General features: G+C 49.9%; 16 protein-coding genes. 9 read left to right on the top strand and 7 right to left on the bottom strand.

Features of this window, described 5'->3' with window-relative positions; genetic code table 11:
• The first annotated feature begins 316 nt into the window (after positions 1-316).
• The 9 genes from HY774_20180 to HY774_20140 all read left to right on the top strand — a co-directional run bounded on the left by HY774_20180 (position 317) and on the right by HY774_20140 (position 13,046).
• Positions 317-1,750 carry a DUF1800 domain-containing protein gene (locus HY774_20180; GenBank protein ID MBI4750802.1) on the top strand — a complete coding sequence of 478 codons (1,434 nt, stop codon included), beginning with the start codon at positions 317-319 and terminating at the stop codon, positions 1,748-1,750.
• Between the two features lie 168 nt (positions 1,751-1,918).
• Positions 1,919-3,043, top strand: coding sequence for a DUF1501 domain-containing protein (locus HY774_20175; protein ID MBI4750801.1), 1,125 nt, complete (start codon positions 1,919-1,921; stop codon positions 3,041-3,043).
• Between the two features lie 633 nt (positions 3,044-3,676).
• Positions 3,677-4,852 carry a class I SAM-dependent rRNA methyltransferase gene (locus tag HY774_20170; protein MBI4750800.1) on the top strand — a complete coding sequence of 392 codons (1,176 nt, stop codon included), beginning with the start codon at positions 3,677-3,679 and terminating at the stop codon, positions 4,850-4,852.
• Positions 4,853-4,926: 74 nt separating this feature from the next.
• A complete protein-coding gene (locus HY774_20165; protein MBI4750799.1) occupies positions 4,927-5,457 on the top strand; it encodes a hypothetical protein in 531 nt (176 codons plus the stop codon).
• A 107-nt stretch (positions 5,458-5,564) separates the two neighbouring features.
• Positions 5,565-6,476, top strand: a complete 912-nt coding sequence (locus HY774_20160; protein MBI4750798.1) for a hypothetical protein — start codon at positions 5,565-5,567, stop codon at positions 6,474-6,476.
• A gap of 310 nt (positions 6,477-6,786) precedes the next feature.
• Complete coding sequence (fahA, locus tag HY774_20155; protein ID MBI4750797.1) at positions 6,787-8,118, top strand: fumarylacetoacetase; 1,332 nt, start codon at positions 6,787-6,789, stop codon at positions 8,116-8,118.
• A gap of 117 nt (positions 8,119-8,235) precedes the next feature.
• Complete coding sequence (locus HY774_20150; GenBank protein MBI4750796.1) at positions 8,236-8,694, top strand: nucleoside deaminase; 459 nt, start codon at positions 8,236-8,238, stop codon at positions 8,692-8,694.
• Positions 8,695-8,865: 171 nt separating this feature from the next.
• Positions 8,866-10,095 (top strand): DEAD/DEAH box helicase, encoded by a 1,230-nt coding sequence (locus HY774_20145; GenBank protein ID MBI4750795.1) that lies wholly within the window; start codon positions 8,866-8,868, stop codon positions 10,093-10,095.
• Positions 10,096-10,844: 749 nt separating this feature from the next.
• Positions 10,845-13,046, top strand: a complete 2,202-nt coding sequence (locus tag HY774_20140) for a hypothetical protein (protein ID MBI4750794.1) — start codon at positions 10,845-10,847, stop codon at positions 13,044-13,046.
• Between the two features lie 156 nt (positions 13,047-13,202).
• On the opposite strand, the gene HY774_20135 is transcribed toward HY774_20140, so the two are convergent.
• The 7 genes from HY774_20135 to HY774_20105 all read right to left on the bottom strand — a co-directional run bounded on the left by HY774_20135 (position 13,203) and on the right by HY774_20105 (position 20,802).
• Positions 13,203-14,033, bottom strand: coding sequence for a hypothetical protein (locus HY774_20135; protein ID MBI4750793.1), 831 nt, complete (start codon positions 14,031-14,033; stop codon positions 13,203-13,205).
• Between the two features lie 187 nt (positions 14,034-14,220).
• Positions 14,221-16,290 (bottom strand): alginate lyase family protein, encoded by a 2,070-nt coding sequence (locus HY774_20130; GenBank protein MBI4750792.1) that lies wholly within the window; start codon positions 16,288-16,290, stop codon positions 14,221-14,223.
• A gap of 8 nt (positions 16,291-16,298) precedes the next feature.
• A complete protein-coding gene (locus HY774_20125; GenBank protein ID MBI4750791.1) occupies positions 16,299-16,547 on the bottom strand; it encodes a hypothetical protein in 249 nt (82 codons plus the stop codon).
• 20 nt (positions 16,548-16,567) lie between these two features.
• Positions 16,568-16,717, bottom strand: a complete 150-nt coding sequence (locus tag HY774_20120) for a hypothetical protein (protein ID MBI4750790.1) — start codon at positions 16,715-16,717, stop codon at positions 16,568-16,570.
• Between the two features lie 10 nt (positions 16,718-16,727).
• The gene (locus tag HY774_20115) at positions 16,728-19,724 is read right to left on the bottom strand and encodes a TonB-dependent receptor (GenBank protein MBI4750789.1); all 2,997 of its coding nucleotides are present in this window, start codon (positions 19,722-19,724) and stop codon (positions 16,728-16,730) included.
• 133 nt (positions 19,725-19,857) lie between these two features.
• Positions 19,858-20,457, bottom strand: a complete 600-nt coding sequence (locus HY774_20110) for an SMI1/KNR4 family protein (GenBank protein ID MBI4750788.1) — start codon at positions 20,455-20,457, stop codon at positions 19,858-19,860.
• Between the two features lie 57 nt (positions 20,458-20,514).
• Complete coding sequence (locus tag HY774_20105; protein MBI4750787.1) at positions 20,515-20,802, bottom strand: DUF1877 family protein; 288 nt, start codon at positions 20,800-20,802, stop codon at positions 20,515-20,517.
• Positions 20,803-20,969 lie beyond the last annotated feature (167 nt).

Genomic DNA, 20,969 nt, shown 5'->3' with positions numbered 1-20,969 from the left:
CAGTGCCGATCAGGTTCAGGTCCTGGCCGAACGACCCCGCCGCCGCCGAAAACTCCAAACACTTCCGGACGAAGTGATTGCTTTTCTCACACCTGGAGTCAATTCTCAATCCAAGGCTTTGGCTTTGTAACTTTATGCAAACTTTATTACTTACAGCTTATCCTGGCGCTTATGGGGCTGAGGGCTGAGGGCTGAAGACTCGCAAGCTCGGAGCAAAGGAAGGGATGAGGGATGAAGGATGAGGGATGAAATAAAACCAATTCTTCAACCCATCCTCTTCAGCCCACAAATCTTCAACCCTGGAAGGAGATCGGCAATGACAACCAGACGACAGTTTCTCAAACTCTTTGGATTGGCAGCAATTGGGGTTGGCGCCTCTGGCTGTCAGGTCGCTGAAAAATTGGCCCCACTGGTCGGAATTGGGCGCGATTTTACGGCTCAGCTTCCGATCTGGACTGGTTCAAGAGCTGAAATAGACGCGTTGAACTTCCTCAACCGGGTCACCTGGGGCGTGAGACCCAAGGATGTGCCGGCTGTGGTTCAATCAGGTTTCGAAGCCTACCTTGAGCAGCAATTGTCACCCGAAAGCATTCCAGACGATAAAGCGCACTGGCTCACGCGTCGGATTGAAACCCTCAACCTTGGCGTCACCGGCGTGTTTCATTTCACGGCTGAAGAATTGCTGCTTGATTTGCGCCGGGCAACGGTGCTCCGAGCCGTTTACAGCGAGCGCCAGTTGCTGGAGCGCATGGTTGAATTTTGGAGCGATCACTTCAATATCCATGGCCAAAAGGGAAGTTGTGGACAACTGAAAGTTGTTGATGACCGTGAAGTGATTCGCCGTCATGCACTTGGGAACTTTCGTGATTTATTGAGGGCCAGCGCCACCAGTCCCGCCATGCTGGTGTATCTGGACGGAAATGCCAATGTCGCCGCCCATCCGAATGAAAACTACGCCCGTGAGTTGCTGGAATTGCACACTCTCGGTGTTTCCGGTGGGTACTCGCAGCACGATGTTCAGGAAGTGGCCCGCGTCTTGACCGGGTGGAAAGTGAAAGATGGATTACGCCGTGGCCAGGTTGTGCTCAACTCTGAGTTTCATGATTCCCAGCCCAAACAGGTACTGGGCCAGATTGTGGGGGGAGAAGCCACTTCGGAACTGGAACAGGTCCTGGATCTGGTTTGCCGTCATCCGTCAACCGCCTCGTTTCTGGCTCAGAAGCTCTGCCGGAGGTTTGTCAGTGACGAGCCATCCGACACCCTGGTCCGTCGGGTGGCTGAGGTATTTACCCAAACCGGAGGCGATATCCGAAGCATGGTGCGGGTGATCTTTAGTTCGACTGAATTTCGCCAGTTTCAGCCCAGGTTCAAACGTCCATTGACCTACGCCATGTCGGCACTCCGACTGTTGAATGCGGAATGTGACGGAGGACGGGGAATTCAGCGCCAGCTTGAGTCGCTCGGCCACCTTCCTTTTGCGTGGCCGACACCGGATGGGTATCCGGAAGGCGAATCTCACTGGGCATCCAGTCTCTTGCCGCGCTGGAATTTTGCCTGTGCGCTTCCATCAGGGACTATTGACGGCACCAGGGTAGATCTGGATCAACTCGGCGATCAGGTCTTTTTGCACCTTCCATATGCCGTTGGGCGAACACTCACGGCTGCCGAAAGCGATGCGTTTTCAAAACTGGACTCACCCGCTGAACAACTGGCGTTGCTGTTGTGCATGCCGGAATTTCAGTATCAGTAAGATGAATTATGAATTATGAATTATGAAAAAAGTCCTATATCTAAGATAAACGGATTAAGCATTTCACGAGTTATGAACTATAAGTCGAACAAACAACTAAACACTTTTAATTCAATTAGATGACTTCTGCATGATTCATAATTCATAATTCATAATTCCTGGAGGGATATGGACAACTCAATCTTGCTACTTATCAATTTGCGGGGTGGTGCGGATGGACTCAATATGTTGATTCCGTATCGCGAAGATCATTACTTTCGGGCACGTCCGACCCTGGCAATTCCCCAACCCGGCACGGCGGGGAAGTCAGCCCTTGAATTAAATCAGCAATGGGCGCTTCATCCAGCTTTGGAGCCACTGATGGAATTATATGCGCGACAGGAAGTGGCTTTTGTTCATGCGGTTGGCTGGCCAGGGGAATCACATTCGCATTTTGAAGCCTGGGACGACATCGAAGCCGGTGGGATTGGCAATCAGCGTCCAGTGAACGGCTGGCTGGCGAGGTTCTTGCAAGCTGTTCCCGGTGCGGGGCAATCTGCCCTTCGCGGCGTAGCCTTGAGCGACAAAGTTCCACACGTTTTGTCGGGCGCGGCTGGAGTTTCAGCCATTCAATCTCTGAATGAATTTCAACTGGCGACAGAACAAAAACTGGAGATGGCGGGTGCCCTGAGAATGCTCTATCAGGCGTCTCCGCTCTCAGTTGGGAAGTTTGGCGTTCAAACTCTGGATGCTCTTCAACGGTTTGCTTCGAGTGGAAACAGAGCGAATGCCAATCATCAGGCGGCTGGCTACCCAAATACCCGTTTTGGCGAGCATTTATTTGCCGTGGATCAGTTGATTCAAGCCGGCGTTGGGCTCAAGGTGGCCTGTGTGGATTTAGACGGCTGGGACACTCATTTCGCTCAGGGCGCCACTGACGGTTTGATGGCCAGCTTGATGACCCAACTGGCCGCTGGAATTCGAGTTTTTTTTGATCGGCTGGGGGAATTGAAATCCCACCTGACGATGGTGGTCATAACTGAATTTGGCCGCAGGGTCGAAGAAAACGCCAGCGGCGGCACCGACCATGGTGCTGGCGGGATAATGCTGATTGGCGGAGGTCAGATCAAAGGCGGGAATGTTTACGGCAACTGGCCGGGTATTGCCCCAGATCGTTTAAGCGGTCCAGGAGATGTCAAACTCACCACCGATTTTCGACAGGTTCTCGGCGAGGTTGTTGCCAGCATTGCCGGCGAGACTGTGCTCTCAAAAGTCTTTCCGGGGTTTCGGTTTTCAGCACCAGTTTTAGAATGAAAGTCAGTAAGTACTTTACCGAAAATTCCAAGACATTTTAACCACGAAAAACACGAAAAACACGAAAAGAATCAAATACTTACCAAATTCAATATCTCAGGAAACTTACGACAGAGTACTTACCACCCGAGTAATACCAGTTTGTAGTCAGTAGTCAGTAGTCAGTAGTTCACTAAGTTCATTTTATTGAATGACTTGACTGTTTTCTAATACGACCGCTTCATTCCAAAATGGTATAACCAGCCTGGGATTCACTCACGTTTCTTTGAGAAATCGAGCATCATCAGCAAAAAGTGCGGAGCTCAAGCTTTCGCTTGCAAAATCCAGCAATTCCTAGTTTGATGGATTGACACCACCCATGCATGGGTGCGGTTGGTGCGCGGAGAAAAAAGAGGCGGTTGTGTTTGGTGGTATAGTTTTTGAGATAAATATTTCCGTTTCGATGGTCATCATTCAGAAACCATTGAAAGACCTGGATTTATTTTTCGTGTAATTCGTGTGTTTCGTGGTTTCCTTATCTGAAATTCCATAGATTCAAATCGGTCAAGCGACCAACCATCCAAACGGCAGCTTTTCGAGGTGCAACCCAAAAACACACACGTGAAAGAATTCCTGAACCCACTGTATTCAAAAATGTCTGATAAAAAAGTTATTCTTCATCGAGGCAAAGAAAAGGCTATCCGAAATCACCACCACTGGATTTTTTCAGGTGCAATTAAACACCTTCCAGATTTTGAAAATGGTGAATTACTGCCTGTTTTTAGTTCTGAAAAAGAGTTTCTTGGTTGGGGGTATTTTCATTCCAAATGCTCAATTACTGGCCGAATGATTTCTTTTGAGGAAAAAGATCCGTTTTTGGCACTCAAAGAGAAGATACAAAAAGCAGTTGAGTTTCGGCAGCTTCTTTTTCGAGATTCAGAGACAACTGCGTACCGGGTCATCAACAGCGAAGGTGATGGCATTCCAGGTTTGATTGTTGATAAATACAATGAAATCTTAGTAATACAAATCTCAACCCTGGGAATTGAAAAACTAAAACCTGTCATTTTAGAAACCCTCTCTGAGCTGCTTTCTCCAAAGAGTATTTTCGAGCATTCAACCAATCCTTCTCGGCGCGAAGAAGGGCTCAAAACAGTCAAGCAATTACTGACTGGTGACCCGTTACCTGAATTCACGGAAATTCGTGAAAATGGAATCACATTTTTTGCTGATATTGAGCGAGGTCAGAAAACCGGTTTTTTTCTGGATCAACGTGAAATGCGAAAACTTGTCAGGGAACTGGCCCGCAACCGCCGGGTTCTGAATTGTTTTTCCTACTCAGGTGCTTTTAGTGTGTATGCGCTCAAAGGCGGCGCCCGGCAGGTAGATTCAGTTGATATCTCAGCCGACGCCATAGACGCCACCCGACGCCATTTGGAAGCCAATCACTGCAAGCTTGAAGGCAACCGCCTGATTGTCGAAGATGTGTTTTCATTTTTGAGGCAGCCAGAATTACCCTATGATCTGTGCATTCTTGACCCACCAGCCTTTGCGAAAAAAAAGAACGACATTATTCAAGCCTGTCGTGGGTACAAGGAAATTAACCGACTGGCCATGGCAAAGCTTCCACCCCAGAGTTTGTTGCTGACGTGTTCGTGTTCCTACCACGTGGATGAAAAGCTCTTCCAGCAGGTCATTTTCCAGGCAGCCTGCGAAGCAACCCGTTCAGTCAGAATTATTCAAAAACACCACATGGCGCCTGACCACCCGGTGAATCTGTTTCATCCAGAAGGGAGTTACTTGAAAAGTCTGCTGTTGTATCTTGACTGATGGTGTTGGGTTCAGTTTAGAGTTTTGCCTTCAAAGGGCGGGTGACATAGATTTTGTTCGGAGTACTGATCGGTATGATGCGTTTTTCACGGTTATTCAAATCAGGCAGTGGGTTGCTGATACTGGTTTTGTTTGTGATTGGCTCTGCCTCGGCGCAACGCACTTCGCCGCGACGCTTGAGCTATAACAGCCCGGAAGATGCCAGAGTTCATTTGCAGCCATTTTTATTACAGCCATTGATTCCACTCAATGCCATGCGGGTGCAGGTGTATGCCAAACTTGGGAAGGGGAGTAAGGAAGGGATATTTGGATGGGAGCGTTTTTCCACCAAAGATGGCACGCTCCGGGCCTGTATCGTTCCGACTGCCGATGGTGTCGAACGGGCCACGATTGTTTCACTCCAACCCAAAAAGAAACTGAGCTGGCGTGATGTCTTGAAAAGCCGCGATGCTTTAGGTACTGCCACCTTGCTGCAACGCAATGAAGACGGCAACAAAACGCTGCAAATTCGAATTACCAACCCAGAGTCAACCTATGCCACCCACATCACCCTCATTGTCGGAGAGGAATGGATCGAACAGATTACCTGGACCCTCGTGGGATAAAGCAGAATGAAGAATTGAGAATGAAGAAACCATAAAGTGGTTAGTGGTTAGAAATCAGTACTTTCGAAGAAGAACCAAGCACCAAGCACCAGGCACTCGGGACCCCAATGAATTCACTCAACACCTTTCTCACCAAACTCATAGATTATGCCGGGCTCTTTCCACCAGCGGAACTTGGAATGGCCGCCGCCGTCACAAACTATGCCCGGTATCAGCAGGGACCATTTGCCTGGTGCCTGGGCCGGTTTATTGTACCAGTATCCCGGTTGAGCGAGTTTGAAGCCGAGGCGGCTTTACTGCTCCCAGTTGAGGAAGAAAAGTCACCCTGGTTCCTCAGTGCCTTGATCGGGCCCAATCCAGAAGCCGATATTGAAAGGATCAAAGGGTTTAACCAGAACCATGCGTTGCCTTCAGCCGGGCGGGCGGTGATTGATACCGTTGAGGTCCGAGCGACAACCGTGGCTGAAATCGAGCGACTGAAACGCGTCATGCCCGGTGAACTGACCGTCTTTGTCGAACTTCCGCTTTCGGACTCACTCCCAGCGTTGATTTCCGCACTTGGTGAGGTACATTTGCGAGCCAAAATCAGAACTGGAGGCATCACTCCGGAATTGTTTCCAACGCCAGCCGAGATTGTCCGCTTCATTTCGCTCTGTGCTCAAAACCAGGTGCCGATCAAAGCAACCGCCGGGTTACATCACCCAATTCGGTCTTCTCATCCATTGACCTATGCCGCACATAGCCCGAAAGGGATGATGCATGGGTTTTTGAATGTGTTTCTCGCCGCTGCCTTTGTCCAGGCTGGCCTGTCAGAGGCGGATGCCGAACGGTTATTGCTTGACGAATCGCCCGCCAGCTTTCAATTTAGTGACACTGGCGTTTCCTGGCAGGGAAATCACCTGAACCAGGAGGCACTCAATCAGTTACGCGAACAGGTCGCCATTTCCTTTGGCTCCTGTTCTTTCGAAGAGCCGCTTCAGGACCTTCACACTTTAAACCTGTTGAAGAGTGAAGAATGAAGAAAGTGGTTAGTGGTTAGTGGTTAGTGGTTAGTGGTTAGTGGTTAGTGGTTAGTGGTTAGAAATCAATGCTTTCGAAGAAGAACCAAGAGCCACTCACTAACCACTAACCACTAACCACTAATGCGAAGTAAGGGTTGAAAAAATGAGTGGTTTTGAACCCGCGAAGCGGGTGGCAGGCTCATAACCCAGGGTTTTAACCCTGGGAAAACGCCACTAACCACTAACCACTAACCACTAACCACTAACCACTAAACTAACCACTAACCACCAACCACTAACCACATTCTTCACTTTGTCTTCCTCCGTTATGACCTACCAAATCAATGAAACGCACAACCCGGAATTGCGCTCCTGGGTCAAATCAGCAAACACTCCTGGTTCAGACTTTCCGATTCAGAATTTACCGTTTGGCGTCTTTAAGCGCCCGCACAGCCAGGAATCACCCAGTGTCGGCGTCGCGATTGGGGATTCAATCCTTGATGTGAACCGCTGTTTAATGCTGGGACGGCTGACTGATTTAGCGGCAGAGGCCGCCAACGCCTGTCGAAACCCAAGACTCAATCAACTTTTGGCATTGAGACCGGAATTTTGGTCTGCTCTCCGCCAGCAAATCAGTCGAGTGTTACGAGAAGATTTTGAGCAGTCCGAAGTCTGTGAGCAATTGGAAAAAGCCTGTCTGGTGAACATGTCGGAGGTTCAAATGGTGTTGCCGGCTCAGATCGGAGATTACACCGATTTTTATGCCTCGGTTTTTCACGCCACCAATGTCGGCAGTATGTTTCGCCCGGATAATCCGCTTTTGCCCAATTACAAACACATTCCGATTGGGTATCACGGGCGGGCTTCGTCAATTGTCCCCAGTGGGACTCCGGTTCGACGTCCCAGGGGGCAGACCACGGAAGGAAATTCAGACGTCCCAACGTTTGGCCCCTGTCGGTTGCTTGATTATGAACTCGAAGTCGGCTTTCTGGTTGGACCAGGAAACGAGCCTGGATCTTCAATTCCAATTCAGGAGGCGGAACGTCATATTTTCGGCCTGTGTCTGGTCAATGACTGGTCGGCCCGCGATATTCAGAAATGGGAATACCAGCCGCTGGGACCATTTCTGGCCAAGAGTTTTGCCACGACGATTTCACCCTGGATTGTCACGCTCGAAGCCCTGACCCCGTTCCGGATCCCAGCCTTTGCACGTCCCGAAACTGACCCGACACCACTTGAGTATCTGGTGAGTGATGCCGACCAGAGTCGAGGGGGAATTGATCTGCACCTGGAAGTCTATTTGCAAACCGAGACGATGCGGGCCCAAGGTGTCGAACCCATCAAACTCAGCCGCGGAAATTTTCGCGATATGTACTGGACGATTGCTCAAATGTTGACTCATCACGCCAGCAATGGCTGCAACCTGCGACCTGGCGACCTGATGGCAAGCGGCACCGTTTCAGGGACGGCCAAAGATTCGCGTGGATGCTTGTTGGAGCTGACCTGGCGCGGTGCCGAACCAATCTCCTTGCCGACTGGCGAAGTCCGCCGCTTTTTGCAGGACGGCGACGAAGTGATCATCCGTGGCTATTGTGAACGCGATGGCTTTGCCCGGATTGGGTTAGGCGAATGTCGCGGGGTGATTCTTCCAGCGCAGTGACGAAACCGACTTCCAGTTTTTCTTTTCCATCCTTTGGTTCAGGCTCAATCAATCAGATGAAAAACCAAGCCTGGGGTTTAGAAATCAATACTTTCCAGGAACCAGGAGATTTCACCGATGTCCAATTCACTTGATTATCAGGCGATGCTGCAGGTCGCGATTGAAGAAGCCCGACTGGGGCTTTCAGAAGGTGGAATTCCGATTGGGGCCGCATTGTTTGACCGGCAGGGAAATCTGCTTGGCCGGGGACACAACCGCCGAATCCAGGAACAGGATCCATCGGTTCACGGTGAAACCGATGCGTTTCGCAAGGCTGGTCGGCAACGCACGTATCGCGACAAAATTATGGTCACCACGCTCGCTCCGTGCTGGTACTGCAGCGGCCTCGTCAGACAATTCAACATCGGCATGGTCATTGTCGGTGAATCTCGCAATTTTCCAGGCGGGGTCGAGTGGTTGCGCGAACACGGCGTTGAAGTGATTGATCTCGATTCCGAAGTCTGCGTGACCATGCTGGCCGACTACATTGCGGCTCATCCAGAGGTGTGGAACGAAGACATTGGCGAGATTGACTGAGGCGTTTTAGCCTTGACCCCGTGCGTTTACCCAGGAAGTGTGCTACTTTGAATCACTTTTGATACCCCAAGGCAGGAATCACCTGTCAATTCGCCTGGTTGTATGCTTCTAACATTCCGGATTCAGACAGGATAAAAATAATCTTCCGGATTTTTGCGAAAAGGATTTTCTTTGACTTTCGACTTATTTCAATTGCACCCACGGGTACTTTCAGGGGTGAAAGCCCAGGGTTTTACCATTCCTACCCCGATTCAACGCCAGTCAATTCCAGTAATTCTGCAAGGCCAGGATGTTTTAGGACTGGCTCAGACTGGAACGGGGAAAACCGCAGCGTACGCATTGCCCATTCTTCACCGCCTGATGACAGGCCAGCGTGGAGTTGTTCGGGCGCTGATTATTGCTCCAACACGTGAACTTTCCGAACAGATTCACACGACGATTGTGAGTCTGGGCCGACAAACCGGCATTCGAAGCACTGCTGTCTACGGCGGGGTCGCGATGCGTCCCCAGGTGGAAAAGTTACGCAAACACACTGAAGTTGTGGTTGCCTGCCCAGGCCGGTTGCTTGACCATATCAGCCAGGGCACGATTGATTTATCACATCTTGAAGTGCTGGTTCTCGACGAAGCCGACCATATGTTTGATATGGGGTTTATTATTCCAATTCGTCAGATCCTGAAGACGTTACCGAAAAATCGTCAAACGCTGTTATTTTCAGCGACTATGCCGGATGCCATCAAAGGGTTGGCAACCGAAATTTTACAATCCCCAAAAAACATTCAGATCGGGAAAATCGAACCGGCATCCACTGTTTCTCACGCGATTTATCCGGTCAATTCTGATCTCAAAACACCACTGCTGATGGAATTGCTGCGACAAAACCGTGAAGGGTCGGTCCTGGTTTTTACCAAAACCAAGCACCGGGCCAGGCGACTTGACGAACAGCTCCGAAAATCAGGGTATGGGTCAGCCTCGCTGCAAGGGAATTTGTCTCAAAACCAGCGTCAGGCAGCGCTGGATGGGTTCCGAACCGGACGTCACCAGATTCTGGTGGCAACCGATATCGCCGCCCGAGGGATTGACGTAACCGGTGTCTCACGGGTGATCAACTATGACATTCCAGACACGGCTGATGCCTACACTCATCGGATCGGACGCACCGGACGTGCCGCCCAAACCGGTGATGCACTGACTCTGGTCACATCGAGTGATGAAGCCATGGTCAGGACCATTGAACGCACCATGGGCAAAAAGCTCGAACGTCGTAAACTGGAAGGTTTTGACTATTCTGAAACGAAGACAAGTCCAGACCAGGATTTTATTCGGTCCATTCGTCAAGCCCAATCATCCAGACGTAGCAGCAGCAGCAGCAGACCACCGTCCCGCCCAATGGGACGATAAAAGGCAGGGCTGAAGAAAACGGGGAATTCGGCTTTGAACCCGAAATCTTCAGCCCAACTTCTTCAGCCGTTAGTCCCATAAGCGCCAGGATAAGTACTCTGTCGTAAGTTTCCTGAGATATTGAATTTGGTAAGTATTTGATTCTTTTCGTGTTTTTCGTGTTTTTCGTGGTTAAAATGTCTTGGAATTTTCGGTAAAGTACTTAAGGAAAGTAGCCTGCAGTTTGTGGTCATTTTATGGACGCCCAGGCCGGACTTCACCCTCGTTCTGGCCGAGACCGTGGGCTTCGCACCACGGCTATGACACGACGACCCTTCGGGCCTAAAACCCTTATCGTGGCGCTTATGCCCCTCATCCCTTCAGTCGCCCTCATCCTGAAGTCTTCAGCCCAACTTCTTCAGCCCAAAGTCTTCAGCCCCAAGCTCTCAGCCCTGGTTTTTATAGGTGGCTGCCTTCTGGTTGCTTGAAAAAAAGCGGTGAGCGCCACTGATGCTATTGACAAATTGCGTGAAATTCGGAAAGGTGTGCGGCTGACAAAATCACAATTTTTCGTCCTGCAACAATTTGAATACTATTTGAAAGTGAACTGAGGAACTTGGACCAACTGGCCGATCCTTTTCCTGTGAGCCCAGGTTCTTTAGCCGAAAGTCAAAAAATGAGAGAGCACGTCTATTCTGATCTATATTTGCGGCGACTTCTGTGCCTGGCACGGAGTCGAGCGCTTACTTTATTGAATGAAAAGGACTGCTATGCGATTCACTCTTCGAACGTTTCTCTTATTGATATTGATTTCGACCCTGGTCCTGCCAGGGATTATATTGACATCACCGCTGGTTAAAGCCAACCGTCAGGCTGGTCCGACGCTGCTCAAGCGAACCATTGGGATAACGTTAAAAAAATATTTACGCTATTGGAAAAATCCGCAAGCGGCGGAACCGCAATATGATACCTGGTCGTGGGTGCCGCGGATTGATTTTGAAATGATTGGGCCGATTCCTGAAGGAAGCCAGGTTCTGGTGGATTTCAGTTTTCCAGATGGCAAGCCCTGGATGCAGTATCCACTTCGGACTGAAGAACTCCCCGAAGATGGATGGGGCAAGTTTTCCAGCTACGATCTTCCGATTTCAGATTCTGATCTGGAAAAAAAGGCAACCATTCAAACTGGCGCCTTTCCATTTAAGATCATATTGAAAAATTCGCTGCTTGGAAGCAACGATGTGTTGTTTGCTGGAAAGTTTAAGGTGGCAACTTTCACGCCAGACCAGAAAATCCCTGAATTCAAGAACAAGCAGGAATTTTATATTCAGGAAGACTGGCGGTTGCCTTTTGGGTATATCTGGCTGGATCCGAGTTCTGACGAAAATGTACCGACGTTTAAAACCCAATTCTGGATTCGCAATGCCGATAACTACGCCAAAATGGAAGCCTTTTTGTATTACAAAGGCAAACAGGTCGGAGAAACTCAAAGTAATGACGTCGAAAGCGAATTAACCACTGCCGTTGATGATAAAGCCTATAAGTGGACCTTGCGATCTTTCGGATTTGCGACAGTTCGTGGCTTTAACAAGGACACTTCATCAGCCAATGATTATTCGAGTCTGTTTTTCCTTGATAAGAACCCCGGCGAGTACGAATTAAAAATCCTGCGCAACAGCAAGCTGGATCGAATCGCAAAATTTACCGTCGGTGCCGATGGGAAAATTGTGGATAACGGCATTGCCAAAGCCAATAAACTGGGTGGCGTTCGAATGGTGCTTCCTGTCGCGATTGTCAGTGATGCCGATGGGAAGTGGGATCGCGCCGCCTGGAAAACGGATGCGCTCTATGGCAACCCGTTGAGTGGGTTCACCGCGATTGAAGGCGGCAGCACGCCTGAGCCCAGTTCAGGCACGGCCACAACCCCGGCTACGACCGCAACCACTTCAACCGCAACCACGGCAGCCCCAGCAACCGGCGGCCCGACATTGTTGAAATATTCGCTGCACGTTCGTGCCCGGCGAATGGTACGGTATTGGAAATTCCCTGACCAGGATAATTACTGGAGCTGGATTCCCGAAGTTGAGTTTCAAGTGTTAGGCCCAGTGGCTGGTGGAAGCCAGTTCCAGGTTGATTTCACATTGCCCGACGGAAAGCCCTGGACGACGCTCAATTGTAATTCCGACGCCGTGGCTGCCGGGCAGGTATGGAAATTCAACACCGAATGGGAACGCGGTCACGATGACAAACGGGCAATTACTGACGTTGGAACGTTTGGTTTTAAAGTCCGACTCAAAAATGAGCTGAGCAACTTGAATTATGAAGTGTTCTCTGGGAAGTTTAACGTCAACAAGTTTCACGTAGGCAATGAGTTGCCACAGTTCAAAAACCAGTTTGAGTATTATGTTGACCAGGATTGGAATCTGCCGATTGGCTATCTCTGGCTCAATATCTTTTCGAGTCAGGACGCGCCGCCGCTGGTGGCCACCATGTGGTTTCGTGGTGAAAATGACGACACCAAACTGGCTGGCTATGTGCTCTATAACGGCAAAATCATTGCCAGCACCAAAGACACAACATCTGGCGTGGCCAGCTACGATAAAGTCATCCTCACCTCTGGCAATGATGCCGATCCGCGTTGGGAGCGGTGGAATTTCATCTGGAACAAAGTGCGCGGTTGGAAGCTGGAAAGCCCGACTGAATACCCCGGCGCCCACTTCCTGTCAGTCAATCCCGGTGAATATGAAATCAAGGTATTGAATCAAGGTGAGTTAATCCGGCAGGCCAAATTTACGGTTGGAGCAGATGGCCGAATCGTTGACAACGGCATTGCCACCCAGAACAAACTCGGTGGCATCAGCATGGTTTTACCTGTGAAGGTTTTGGGACCGCCCACGATCAAAATGGACCTCAATGCCTGGAAAACCGATGCTTTTTACAAAAATCCATTAACTGGATTTACCGCACCCCAGTAGTGGGATGAAGAACCGTTTTAGTGGTTAGTGGTTAGTGATTAGTGGTTAGTGATTAGTGGCTGGTAGTTTGGTGATTAGTGGTTAGAAATCAATACTTTCAAAGAAGGACCAGGAACCAAAAACTAACCACTAACCACTAACCACTGTCTTCATTCTTCATCGCGTCGGTGTTTGCAACTGCAGCCCCGTACTGGTATTGCCAAACACGACCGTTAATGGACCTTGATGCCCGCGAATTCCATCGGCGCGGGCTTTTTCAATTTCCAGCATCAGTTCAAGCTTTTTGATTTCCAGCAGTGCCGGATTGGCATAGGTTTGAGCTTCAATCTGTTTGGTTTTGGCGGCGACTTCGGCGGCATTGAAGCGCGCTTCTTCAGCTTGCTTTTGCTTTTCATTGGCAACCACCGCACTGGCGGCCTGTTCAATCCGGTCATCCAGAAAGTCCGGGTTTCCGATTTGAACGCTTTCCATCACCAGAAACAACTGATTGGCCAGCAATGGTTTGAGTGATTCGACAATCCGTTTCTGGATTGCCTCTTGATTGGCATAGATTTCATATGCCGCGTATTCGGCAAATGCGTTTCGGGCTTCGGTTTGAACCAGTCCGCTTAAAATCTCATTGCGGCGCTTATGACGTTCTTCGTCGCTAAATCCATATTTTCGAACGTAGTCCGCAACTTTGGCCGATTCGGTAAAGGCTGTAACACTGATGGGGACCTGGAGCGCGGCGTTATCTTTTGAAGTCACCCGTGGCGTGGCCGTTTCGGTAAATGACCGTAAATTGACTTCATAGGCGCGTTGGCCCGGCAGCCAGGTTGTAAACCATCCATCCGAAGGGGCATACACCCGGCGAATAGATCCCCATTGGGTGAGCACCTGGACCGTCCCTTCTTCCGCATAGTTGATATTGCGCACCACGGTTGAAACCACAATCAACAACAACACGGCAGCAATCCCCACCGCAATGAGCTTTCCAGCATGTTTCATAAACAAACTCCAAAGTTGTGAATCTCAGGGTTGAAGACATTGGGCTGAGAAAACCAGAGCTGAGGGCTTGGGGCTGAGAGCTGAAGAATTGGTTTTCTTTCATCCCTCATCCTTCATCCCTCATCCCTTGAGTTGCCCCAAGCCCGAAGTCTTCAGCCCTGAGCCCGAGGATTTTTCAGCCCCATTTTCAATCAATCGCAAACATCCGCCACGTGACAATCACCGGCAGTTTTGATTCTACGGACCAGACGACGCCTTGTGAATTGGTTCGGTGACCATATCCATATGAAACCCAGCGGTTTACGACTTCGGCAGTCAAGATGACTGAACTATGAACCGTCTGTATATAAAAACTCCGGCGTTGATCGTCTTTGGCGATGATTTGAGAGCCGGTGGCAGATTCAATCGTGATACCGGCATCAAAATTGAAAAACAATTCGATTAAATGTTTCGTCTGGCTCGGTTCGGAAATAAAGCGATCTTCGACCACCCATTCCCGCTCAGATTTGTTGAACAGAATCCGTCGCTGGTGATGGATTTTATCCGGAAGTCGTTGAAACCCATCGTGTTCAGCTTCAAGCAGGTCTTCCGTTTCGCCAGTTTTCCAGTTTCGAACCCGTGGTTGGACGTTTGCGCCAAGCGAAAACGGAGCACTTTTCAGAATCGGTTTAATGTCCTGGCCATCAATCCGGGCGGTGTTGTGAAACTCAGTCGAGCGAAAAAGATGACGGGCTTCAAGGTTGCCGGTGTAACTGTATGTTCCAGCATCAACGAGCCACGCCCGACCTTTGGACCAGACTTCAAACGCCAGCGCATCATTATGCCCGTGCGAACCAAACCCACCAATCCCATTGTCTCCACAATACACAATCAGGAAATCATCAGCCTGGCGCAGGACATACACCCCGGCGTCAGGAAAGGCGGTTGAAATGGAAGGCCCGACTATTCCTTCCGGAACTCGTCCGCTCACCCAAATGGCTTCGGCTTCTGGTTCCGGAGCGGAGGAGTGTCCAGGCAGTGCCGCTGGTATGTGCTGGCGGTACTCGGGGTTGAGTTTCGGTAGTGCCACCTCCAAACCAAGCGCCACACCCAGGAAGGGAAGATAGGCATGGTCAATCGGATGTCGTTCGGCCAAAGTCAAAAGCTGCCCGTTGTCGGTATCTCCGATTTGTGGAATCAGCCCATCTGGACGCAGGCACGTTCGGGTAAAGTCAAACATCCGGGCCAGTTTTGAACGGGCCTCATCCGGAAGTTGAAGTTCATTGTGTTCCCCAAGCCAGAAGCTGTAGGCAAAGAGTTCCGTCACCAGCCGGTGGTAACTGGTTGAAGCCTCGAAATCGGCCCCGTCCGGATAAACCTGTTTTTCAAATTCAGTCAGGAGTTCACACCACGCAAACGCACGCCAGGAATGCGATTTGTCAAATTCAGGAAACATCACGCCAATAAACAGCAGCCCAACCAGATTGGAAAGGTAATGATTACTGGTGAGGTGATGGGTTTTTTCGAGGTTTTGCTCAATAAAACAGGCGTGTTCATAGAGCATGCGCAGGAGGCGAGCGACCTGTTCCGGTGTGCAACCCGGTGAATGCCGAAAAAAATAAAACCCGGTGATGAGGTTCACGGCCCGAATACCCACTTCCATCGCGCACAGCCAGTGCGGGCCGAATTCACAAGGCGAAGCCCGGTCAAACGATTCAAGCTGCGAAAAAAACTCCGTGGCAAACTGTTCGTCGTTGGTTAATGCGTAGGCACGGCCCAGCGTGCTGGTATGGAGAAATCGTCCGATTTCCCAGGTGAATTTGATGTCACGTGGAGGGGTCAACGCCGGCCCATACACAATTTCGGTGTAGTGTTTTCGCGGCCAGCCGTCGAGCCAGTTGATCTCATCCGACTCGTGCCCAAGCTGGTGGAAGAAGAAATAAAACTGATGCTGGCACAAGACGTTGGCCGCTGTTAAGGTCGCTTGGGTTGCCAGCGGGCACTGCCGGTTGATCAGTTCTGCGGTTGCCTTGATTTGCTCCAGGCCAGGGAAAAACCGTGGTGACGTCCGGGTGGTGAAATGACGGTGCCAGTCAGCTTGTGCCAGGCCCGGCAATTTCTTTTCAAGCTGCGAAATGGTCAACGTTGGAGGGGAAATCCGGGCCCGGAGGCGTCGGAATGACAGGGTAAGATGGTGGCGAAGGCGGCGGTTGAGTTCAGCCAGGACTTTTTTCGGTCCAAGTTGTTGTGCCCGCTGGAGTTTATGAAGAAAAGACATGAGCGGTGTTATTCTTTGAGTAGATTCTGAAAGGCTTCAATGGATGCAATGGTAATGGCGGATTTATGGAGTTGTTTAAGCTTTGAGTAGTCGTTGATTTGGTCAATTCTGGCGAGGACATCAGGTGGAATTGAACCAAAACGCTCCTCAAGTATATCAAGTACCGATTCACGTCCAGCCTTCAGTCGCCCTTGTTCGAGCCCTTGTTCGAGCCCTTTCTGAGTTCCCATTCGTTCCCAACTGGTTACATATGGCATGGCAGTTTGCTCCAATTGCTTTACTTCTTCACCCAGTCTTTGTTCAAGTTCGGGTGGTAAAACATAATCCAATCAATAAACTCGTCAAAGTAAAGCTCAAGCAGTTCTTTCCAGGGGGAATCCTGATCAAGGCGATCATCCTGAAAATTTGAAAACTCATTCGGTGTCATAATTTTTTTCTCAGTAGTTCACTCTGATTCCGAATTGAAACTGTCGGGGGGCGAACGCATTGCGAAACCGTTCAGGCGGGGCAATGTAGCGACCATTTTCCAGCGACGGCAGGATGAACATTCGCTGCGGATTCGGTTGAAAGATCCGGTTGATTTCGCTGATGTTGGTGCGATTAAACAGGTTAAACGATTCGACCAGAACTTCGATTCGAGCCCGCTCACCAATTGAGAACTTTCGAGTCAGGCGCACATCAAATCCGGCAAATCCGGGCAAAATCCCTGCATTTCGGGCAATTCCAAATGGGCGGTCGCCAATCGGGAAATCACCATTGCCGTTGATATCAATGGCTGAGAGCACGTTGTAAGGTGAGCCGGATTTGAGGTTCAGAATTCCTGACAGTTGAAAATCTTTCAGCACGGGGTTGGTGGTGTAGTCCAGGTTCCACAGGCCGCTGATCACAAGGCGGTGACGTGCATCCTGGGATGACAATCCACGTTCCAATCCCGGCTGGAGCGGGTCATTGGTTTCATTTTCTCCGATAAAAATATCATCGAAATTATCAATGGATTTTGAAAACGTGTAATGACTCAGGAGGCTGAATTTAGTGGCAAATCGTTTTTCGATCCCAACCGTGACGCCGTGATAATAGCTGTCAAACGCCGATTCGGTTTCCAGGACGCTTCCCCTGGTTGGGTCAACCCGACCGGTGATAAAGGCGTCAAGCTGGTTTGGTCGTGGGCGAACCACTGGATTGATGTTTCGAACGGAACTTTGCCTGATTCCGCGCACCAGGCTATAGCCAGCCGTCAAGTTGAACGTGTTGGTGAGCGCATAGGTCAAGGTCAGGTTGGCCTGATGGGAATAGCTGTTTTTCAGGTCAGGCTGAAAAGACACAATTGTTCCAAGTTGCGGGATGAAAGGACGATCCGGCGGAGGCATTATGCCCTCGGGAATCCGCCGCTCTGGCGTGGCCAGCGGTAACACGGAGAACGGAAAGGGGATGCCTTGAACATCAATCTGTTTGTCAGCCACCAGTTTCGCCGCACCTGCGTTGGCTGCCAGTGGCCCAATGACGAAGATCCCGTATCCGGCCCGAAGTGTGACTTGAGGAAGTTGAGTCGGTTGCCAGGAAAGCCCAATCCGAGGACTGAAATTGCCGTTGGTGGCGTCAATTCCGAGAACCTGATTCCAATCATAGCGGACGCCCAACCGCACCAAAAATGATGGCGTGACTTTAATTTCATCTTCAACAAAGGCCGATGCGGAACGAGTTCCAAGTCCGTTCGCATTGGGGTTTCCAAACGACTGAATATACACCAGCGGGAGCGGAAGTCGGTCAAGCGGGACATTTTTGGGAAAGTTCGGAAGGGTTTGAGGAAGCGTTTTTGACAATTGCTGGAGAGCCAGGATTTGGGCCGGAGTTCGTAATCGTGGATCCAGTGTTTGAAGTTCAGTGATAAACGGCAGGCTTCGATTTCCAATTAAGGCAGCTAAGTCCAGACCAGTAAAGCGCATCAACCCACCCAGCAACAGGGGAATTGTTGATTCTGGTTGATGAAAAATCTGAAGGTCTCCGCCAAATTTCAAGGTCTGATTGCCACGCGTCAGTGTGACAATGTCAGCCAGGTGGAAAATGTGTTCTTTTCGAGTATTGGGCAGCAAGGTGCTGCGACCAAACTCAACCAGTCCAGCCAGGCTGGAAGATTGGACGTGTGGGCTCAGGTCAAGCGGCTCGATGGATTGGTCACGGTTGCTATACAAAAATCGGGTTTCATTGACATAGTTATGGGCGCTGCTGGCATAGAGATTTCCAACGGCGACCGTATGCTCGTTCAAATCCAGTAAGCCGCCGCTGGATTGGGCAACCAGCCCGCCAAAGCGTTCATAGGATCCATCTGACGCAAATCCGCCGTTGTAGCGAATCCAAAAAGTATCCTGCGATGAAAGCTGGGTATCCACCCGCGCCAGCAGTGCTGTCCGGCCAACTGAAAAGGGGATTGGGCCATTTTGGAACGCATATCCGGCACCTTGAGCCGCACTCACGATGCCATCTGGAATGGTGACAATGTTGTTTTGTTGAATGTTAAGTCGTTCAAAAGAAGTGAAAAATGATGACCGATCCCGCCGAAGCGGCCCGCCAAAGGTGGCCCCATATTGATATTGAGAAAAAGGCGCTTTGGTTGCCGTGAAGGCATCGCGAGCACTGATCGTGTCGTTGCGATTGAAGTAGAAAAGATTGCCGTGAAACTCATTACTCCCGGTGCGGGTGATAATGTTGATAATCCCACCGGTGGCCCGTCCAAATTCAGCCGAGAACCCGTCGGAAACCACCTGAAATTCCTGAACGGCTTCCTGACTAAAAGTTGTCCGCACGGCACCCGAAACCCGGTCATTGTTGTCGAGCCCATCAATTGAAACATTGTTGAATCGTGCCAGTTGACCGTTGAACGAAATCCCTGAGGTGGCGAGCACTCCCTGGCCTCCGATTGGGTCAGGGACTGCCCGGGCAGTGGTCTGGGCAAAGTCGAGAAAATTACGCTGATTGATTGGCAGACCATCAATTTGCTGACGATTGATAACGCTGCTGCTTTCGGTTTTTTCGCCGAGAAAATCAGCATCACTGGCTCGAACTTCAATGACTTCGTTGGTTCCGGCTGGCGTCAATTGGAAGATCACCAAGCCGGTGGTTCCAATCGCCAGCCTGAGTCGCGAAGTTTTGGCGGCAAACCCATCGCTTTCGGCTTTGAGTTCATACTGACCGGGCGGCAGTCGTAACAGCGCGTACTCTCCGCTTTCTGTGGTTTGAATCTGTCGTGTGAACCCGGTTTCAAACTGGCGAGCCACAATCGAGACGCCACCCAGAGTATTTCCCTGGGTATCGGTGACTTTTCCAATGATTTCTCCGGTTGTGGCACCGCCCGATTGGGCAAGCACCGGCAGATTGAAGAAGTGAAGTCCAATCAAACACACACAGGCGGCAAGAACGGTTTTGATCCAGAAAGCCATAGTCACCCTTTACAGATGTGGAGTGCGGCGGCTTGATGCCGCTTTATCGCTTTATTTTCCAGACCGTTGAAAGTGTCAAGCTACTTTTTATCAAAGCGGCGTCAAGTGGGCCGCACTTCGAAAGAAAGCGGCGTCAAGTTGCCGTACCATCAACGCCACCAAAAAGCGCTTCTAACGCCTGATCCACGATATCTCTATCAGCCATCCATTCCTCATACAAATCAGAAATTGAACATTCCAAAGGAAAAATGAGCTGGTCAATGCCGTCAAGGGACATCTGCACTGGAAGTGACAAATAGAGTTGTTGGTTTGAGCTATGCAGGTCTACGCAAAGATAGATCTCATGAAAGAAATGATGAGGTTCAAATCGCTCAGAAATAAAGCCATATTGGAAAAATGGGAGCAGATTGTCTGGCCACGCTTGATGAGCAAAAAGATGATAGTGCTCAACAAAATCAAGATACACAGAAACCAGATTGATAAATGCTCCTGCCCCAACGTGGAACGCTCTTTCAACTCCAACCAATCCATAAGCTGGTCCAAGCCCACCATTTCCAATTGTTGTGTAAATCTGGGGCAGGATTTGGGGGAGCCGAAACCCAAGTTGTTGTTCAGCCTGCGCGATTTGGTCAAAGGTGGCAGGTGGATTGAGACCGAAAAGAAAAGTATTGCCCTCAAATGTTTGGGTATGTTGAGTTCGGACAAAGGCATTGAGTCGGGAGATAAAGTCCATATGAGTTCCTATTTGCTAATAAATTCTATTCTTTCAGTAGCTTGTAAGTATCTCAGATCAATCAATGCTAATCAGGACACACTCCCCAGCCGTGGCTGCCACCTGGTAAAAATTCACGATTTCTCGAAACACCTTGAGCACATACTCAAGATCCTCTTGTTTCCATCGGGTTCGCCCAGGATAGATTTGAAACCGATTGAATTCCTCAGGGTTGAGGCGTTGGTTGAATGAATCTTCTGAAATTGATTGGAGATAGGCTGCTACTTCCTGGACATCTTTCGACCACACAACGTGCTTGAATCCGTAGGTGCTTTTAAAAGGAGTCGCTTCTCCGCCTAAAATCACATTTCTTGTTGGGAGAGGTGCATTACTTCTTTCTGTCACAAATCCTGTGATCAAGATTAGGCAGCCAAATCCTCGAAATCCCATAAGGAAGGCCATTGTTGGTTGAGTTCAACGACTTTCAAAACGGCGAGGGCTTTACTGCCCGTGCGACTCCAGCTCATGGCATT

Source organism: Acidobacteriota bacterium, from assembly GCA_016208495.1.
Classification (GTDB): domain Bacteria; phylum Acidobacteriota; class Blastocatellia; order Chloracidobacteriales; family Chloracidobacteriaceae; genus JACQXX01.
The sequence above is the reverse complement of the archived record's forward strand: the minus strand, read 5'-3'. Positions and strand labels throughout refer to the sequence as shown.

What these genes read in the sequence shown, in the direction of transcription:
- HY774_20140 (MBI4750794.1), top strand. Translation starts at nt 10,845, where the DNA reads ATGCGATTCACTCTTCGAACGTTTCTCTTATTGATATTGATTTCGACC.
- HY774_20150 (MBI4750796.1), top strand. Translation starts at nt 8,236, where the DNA reads ATGTCCAATTCACTTGATTATCAGGCGATGCTGCAGGTCGCGATTGAA.
- HY774_20180 (MBI4750802.1), top strand. Translation starts at nt 317, where the DNA reads ATGACAACCAGACGACAGTTTCTCAAACTCTTTGGATTGGCAGCAATT.
- HY774_20165 (MBI4750799.1), top strand. Translation starts at nt 4,927, where the DNA reads ATGATGCGTTTTTCACGGTTATTCAAATCAGGCAGTGGGTTGCTGATA.
- HY774_20160 (MBI4750798.1), top strand. Translation starts at nt 5,565, where the DNA reads ATGAATTCACTCAACACCTTTCTCACCAAACTCATAGATTATGCCGGG.
- HY774_20110 (MBI4750788.1), bottom strand. Translation starts at nt 20,457, where the DNA reads ATGGACTTTATCTCCCGACTCAATGCCTTTGTCCGAACTCAACATACC.
- fahA (MBI4750797.1), top strand. Translation starts at nt 6,787, where the DNA reads ATGACCTACCAAATCAATGAAACGCACAACCCGGAATTGCGCTCCTGG.
- HY774_20125 (MBI4750791.1), bottom strand. Translation starts at nt 16,547, where the DNA reads ATGCCATATGTAACCAGTTGGGAACGAATGGGAACTCAGAAAGGGCTC.
- HY774_20175 (MBI4750801.1), top strand. Translation starts at nt 1,919, where the DNA reads ATGGACAACTCAATCTTGCTACTTATCAATTTGCGGGGTGGTGCGGAT.
- HY774_20170 (MBI4750800.1), top strand. Translation starts at nt 3,677, where the DNA reads ATGTCTGATAAAAAAGTTATTCTTCATCGAGGCAAAGAAAAGGCTATC.
- HY774_20120 (MBI4750790.1), bottom strand. Translation starts at nt 16,717, where the DNA reads ATGACACCGAATGAGTTTTCAAATTTTCAGGATGATCGCCTTGATCAG.
- HY774_20115 (MBI4750789.1), bottom strand. Translation starts at nt 19,724, where the DNA reads ATGGCTTTCTGGATCAAAACCGTTCTTGCCGCCTGTGTGTGTTTGATT.
- HY774_20130 (MBI4750792.1), bottom strand. Translation starts at nt 16,290, where the DNA reads ATGTCTTTTCTTCATAAACTCCAGCGGGCACAACAACTTGGACCGAAA.
- HY774_20135 (MBI4750793.1), bottom strand. Translation starts at nt 14,033, where the DNA reads ATGAAACATGCTGGAAAGCTCATTGCGGTGGGGATTGCTGCCGTGTTG.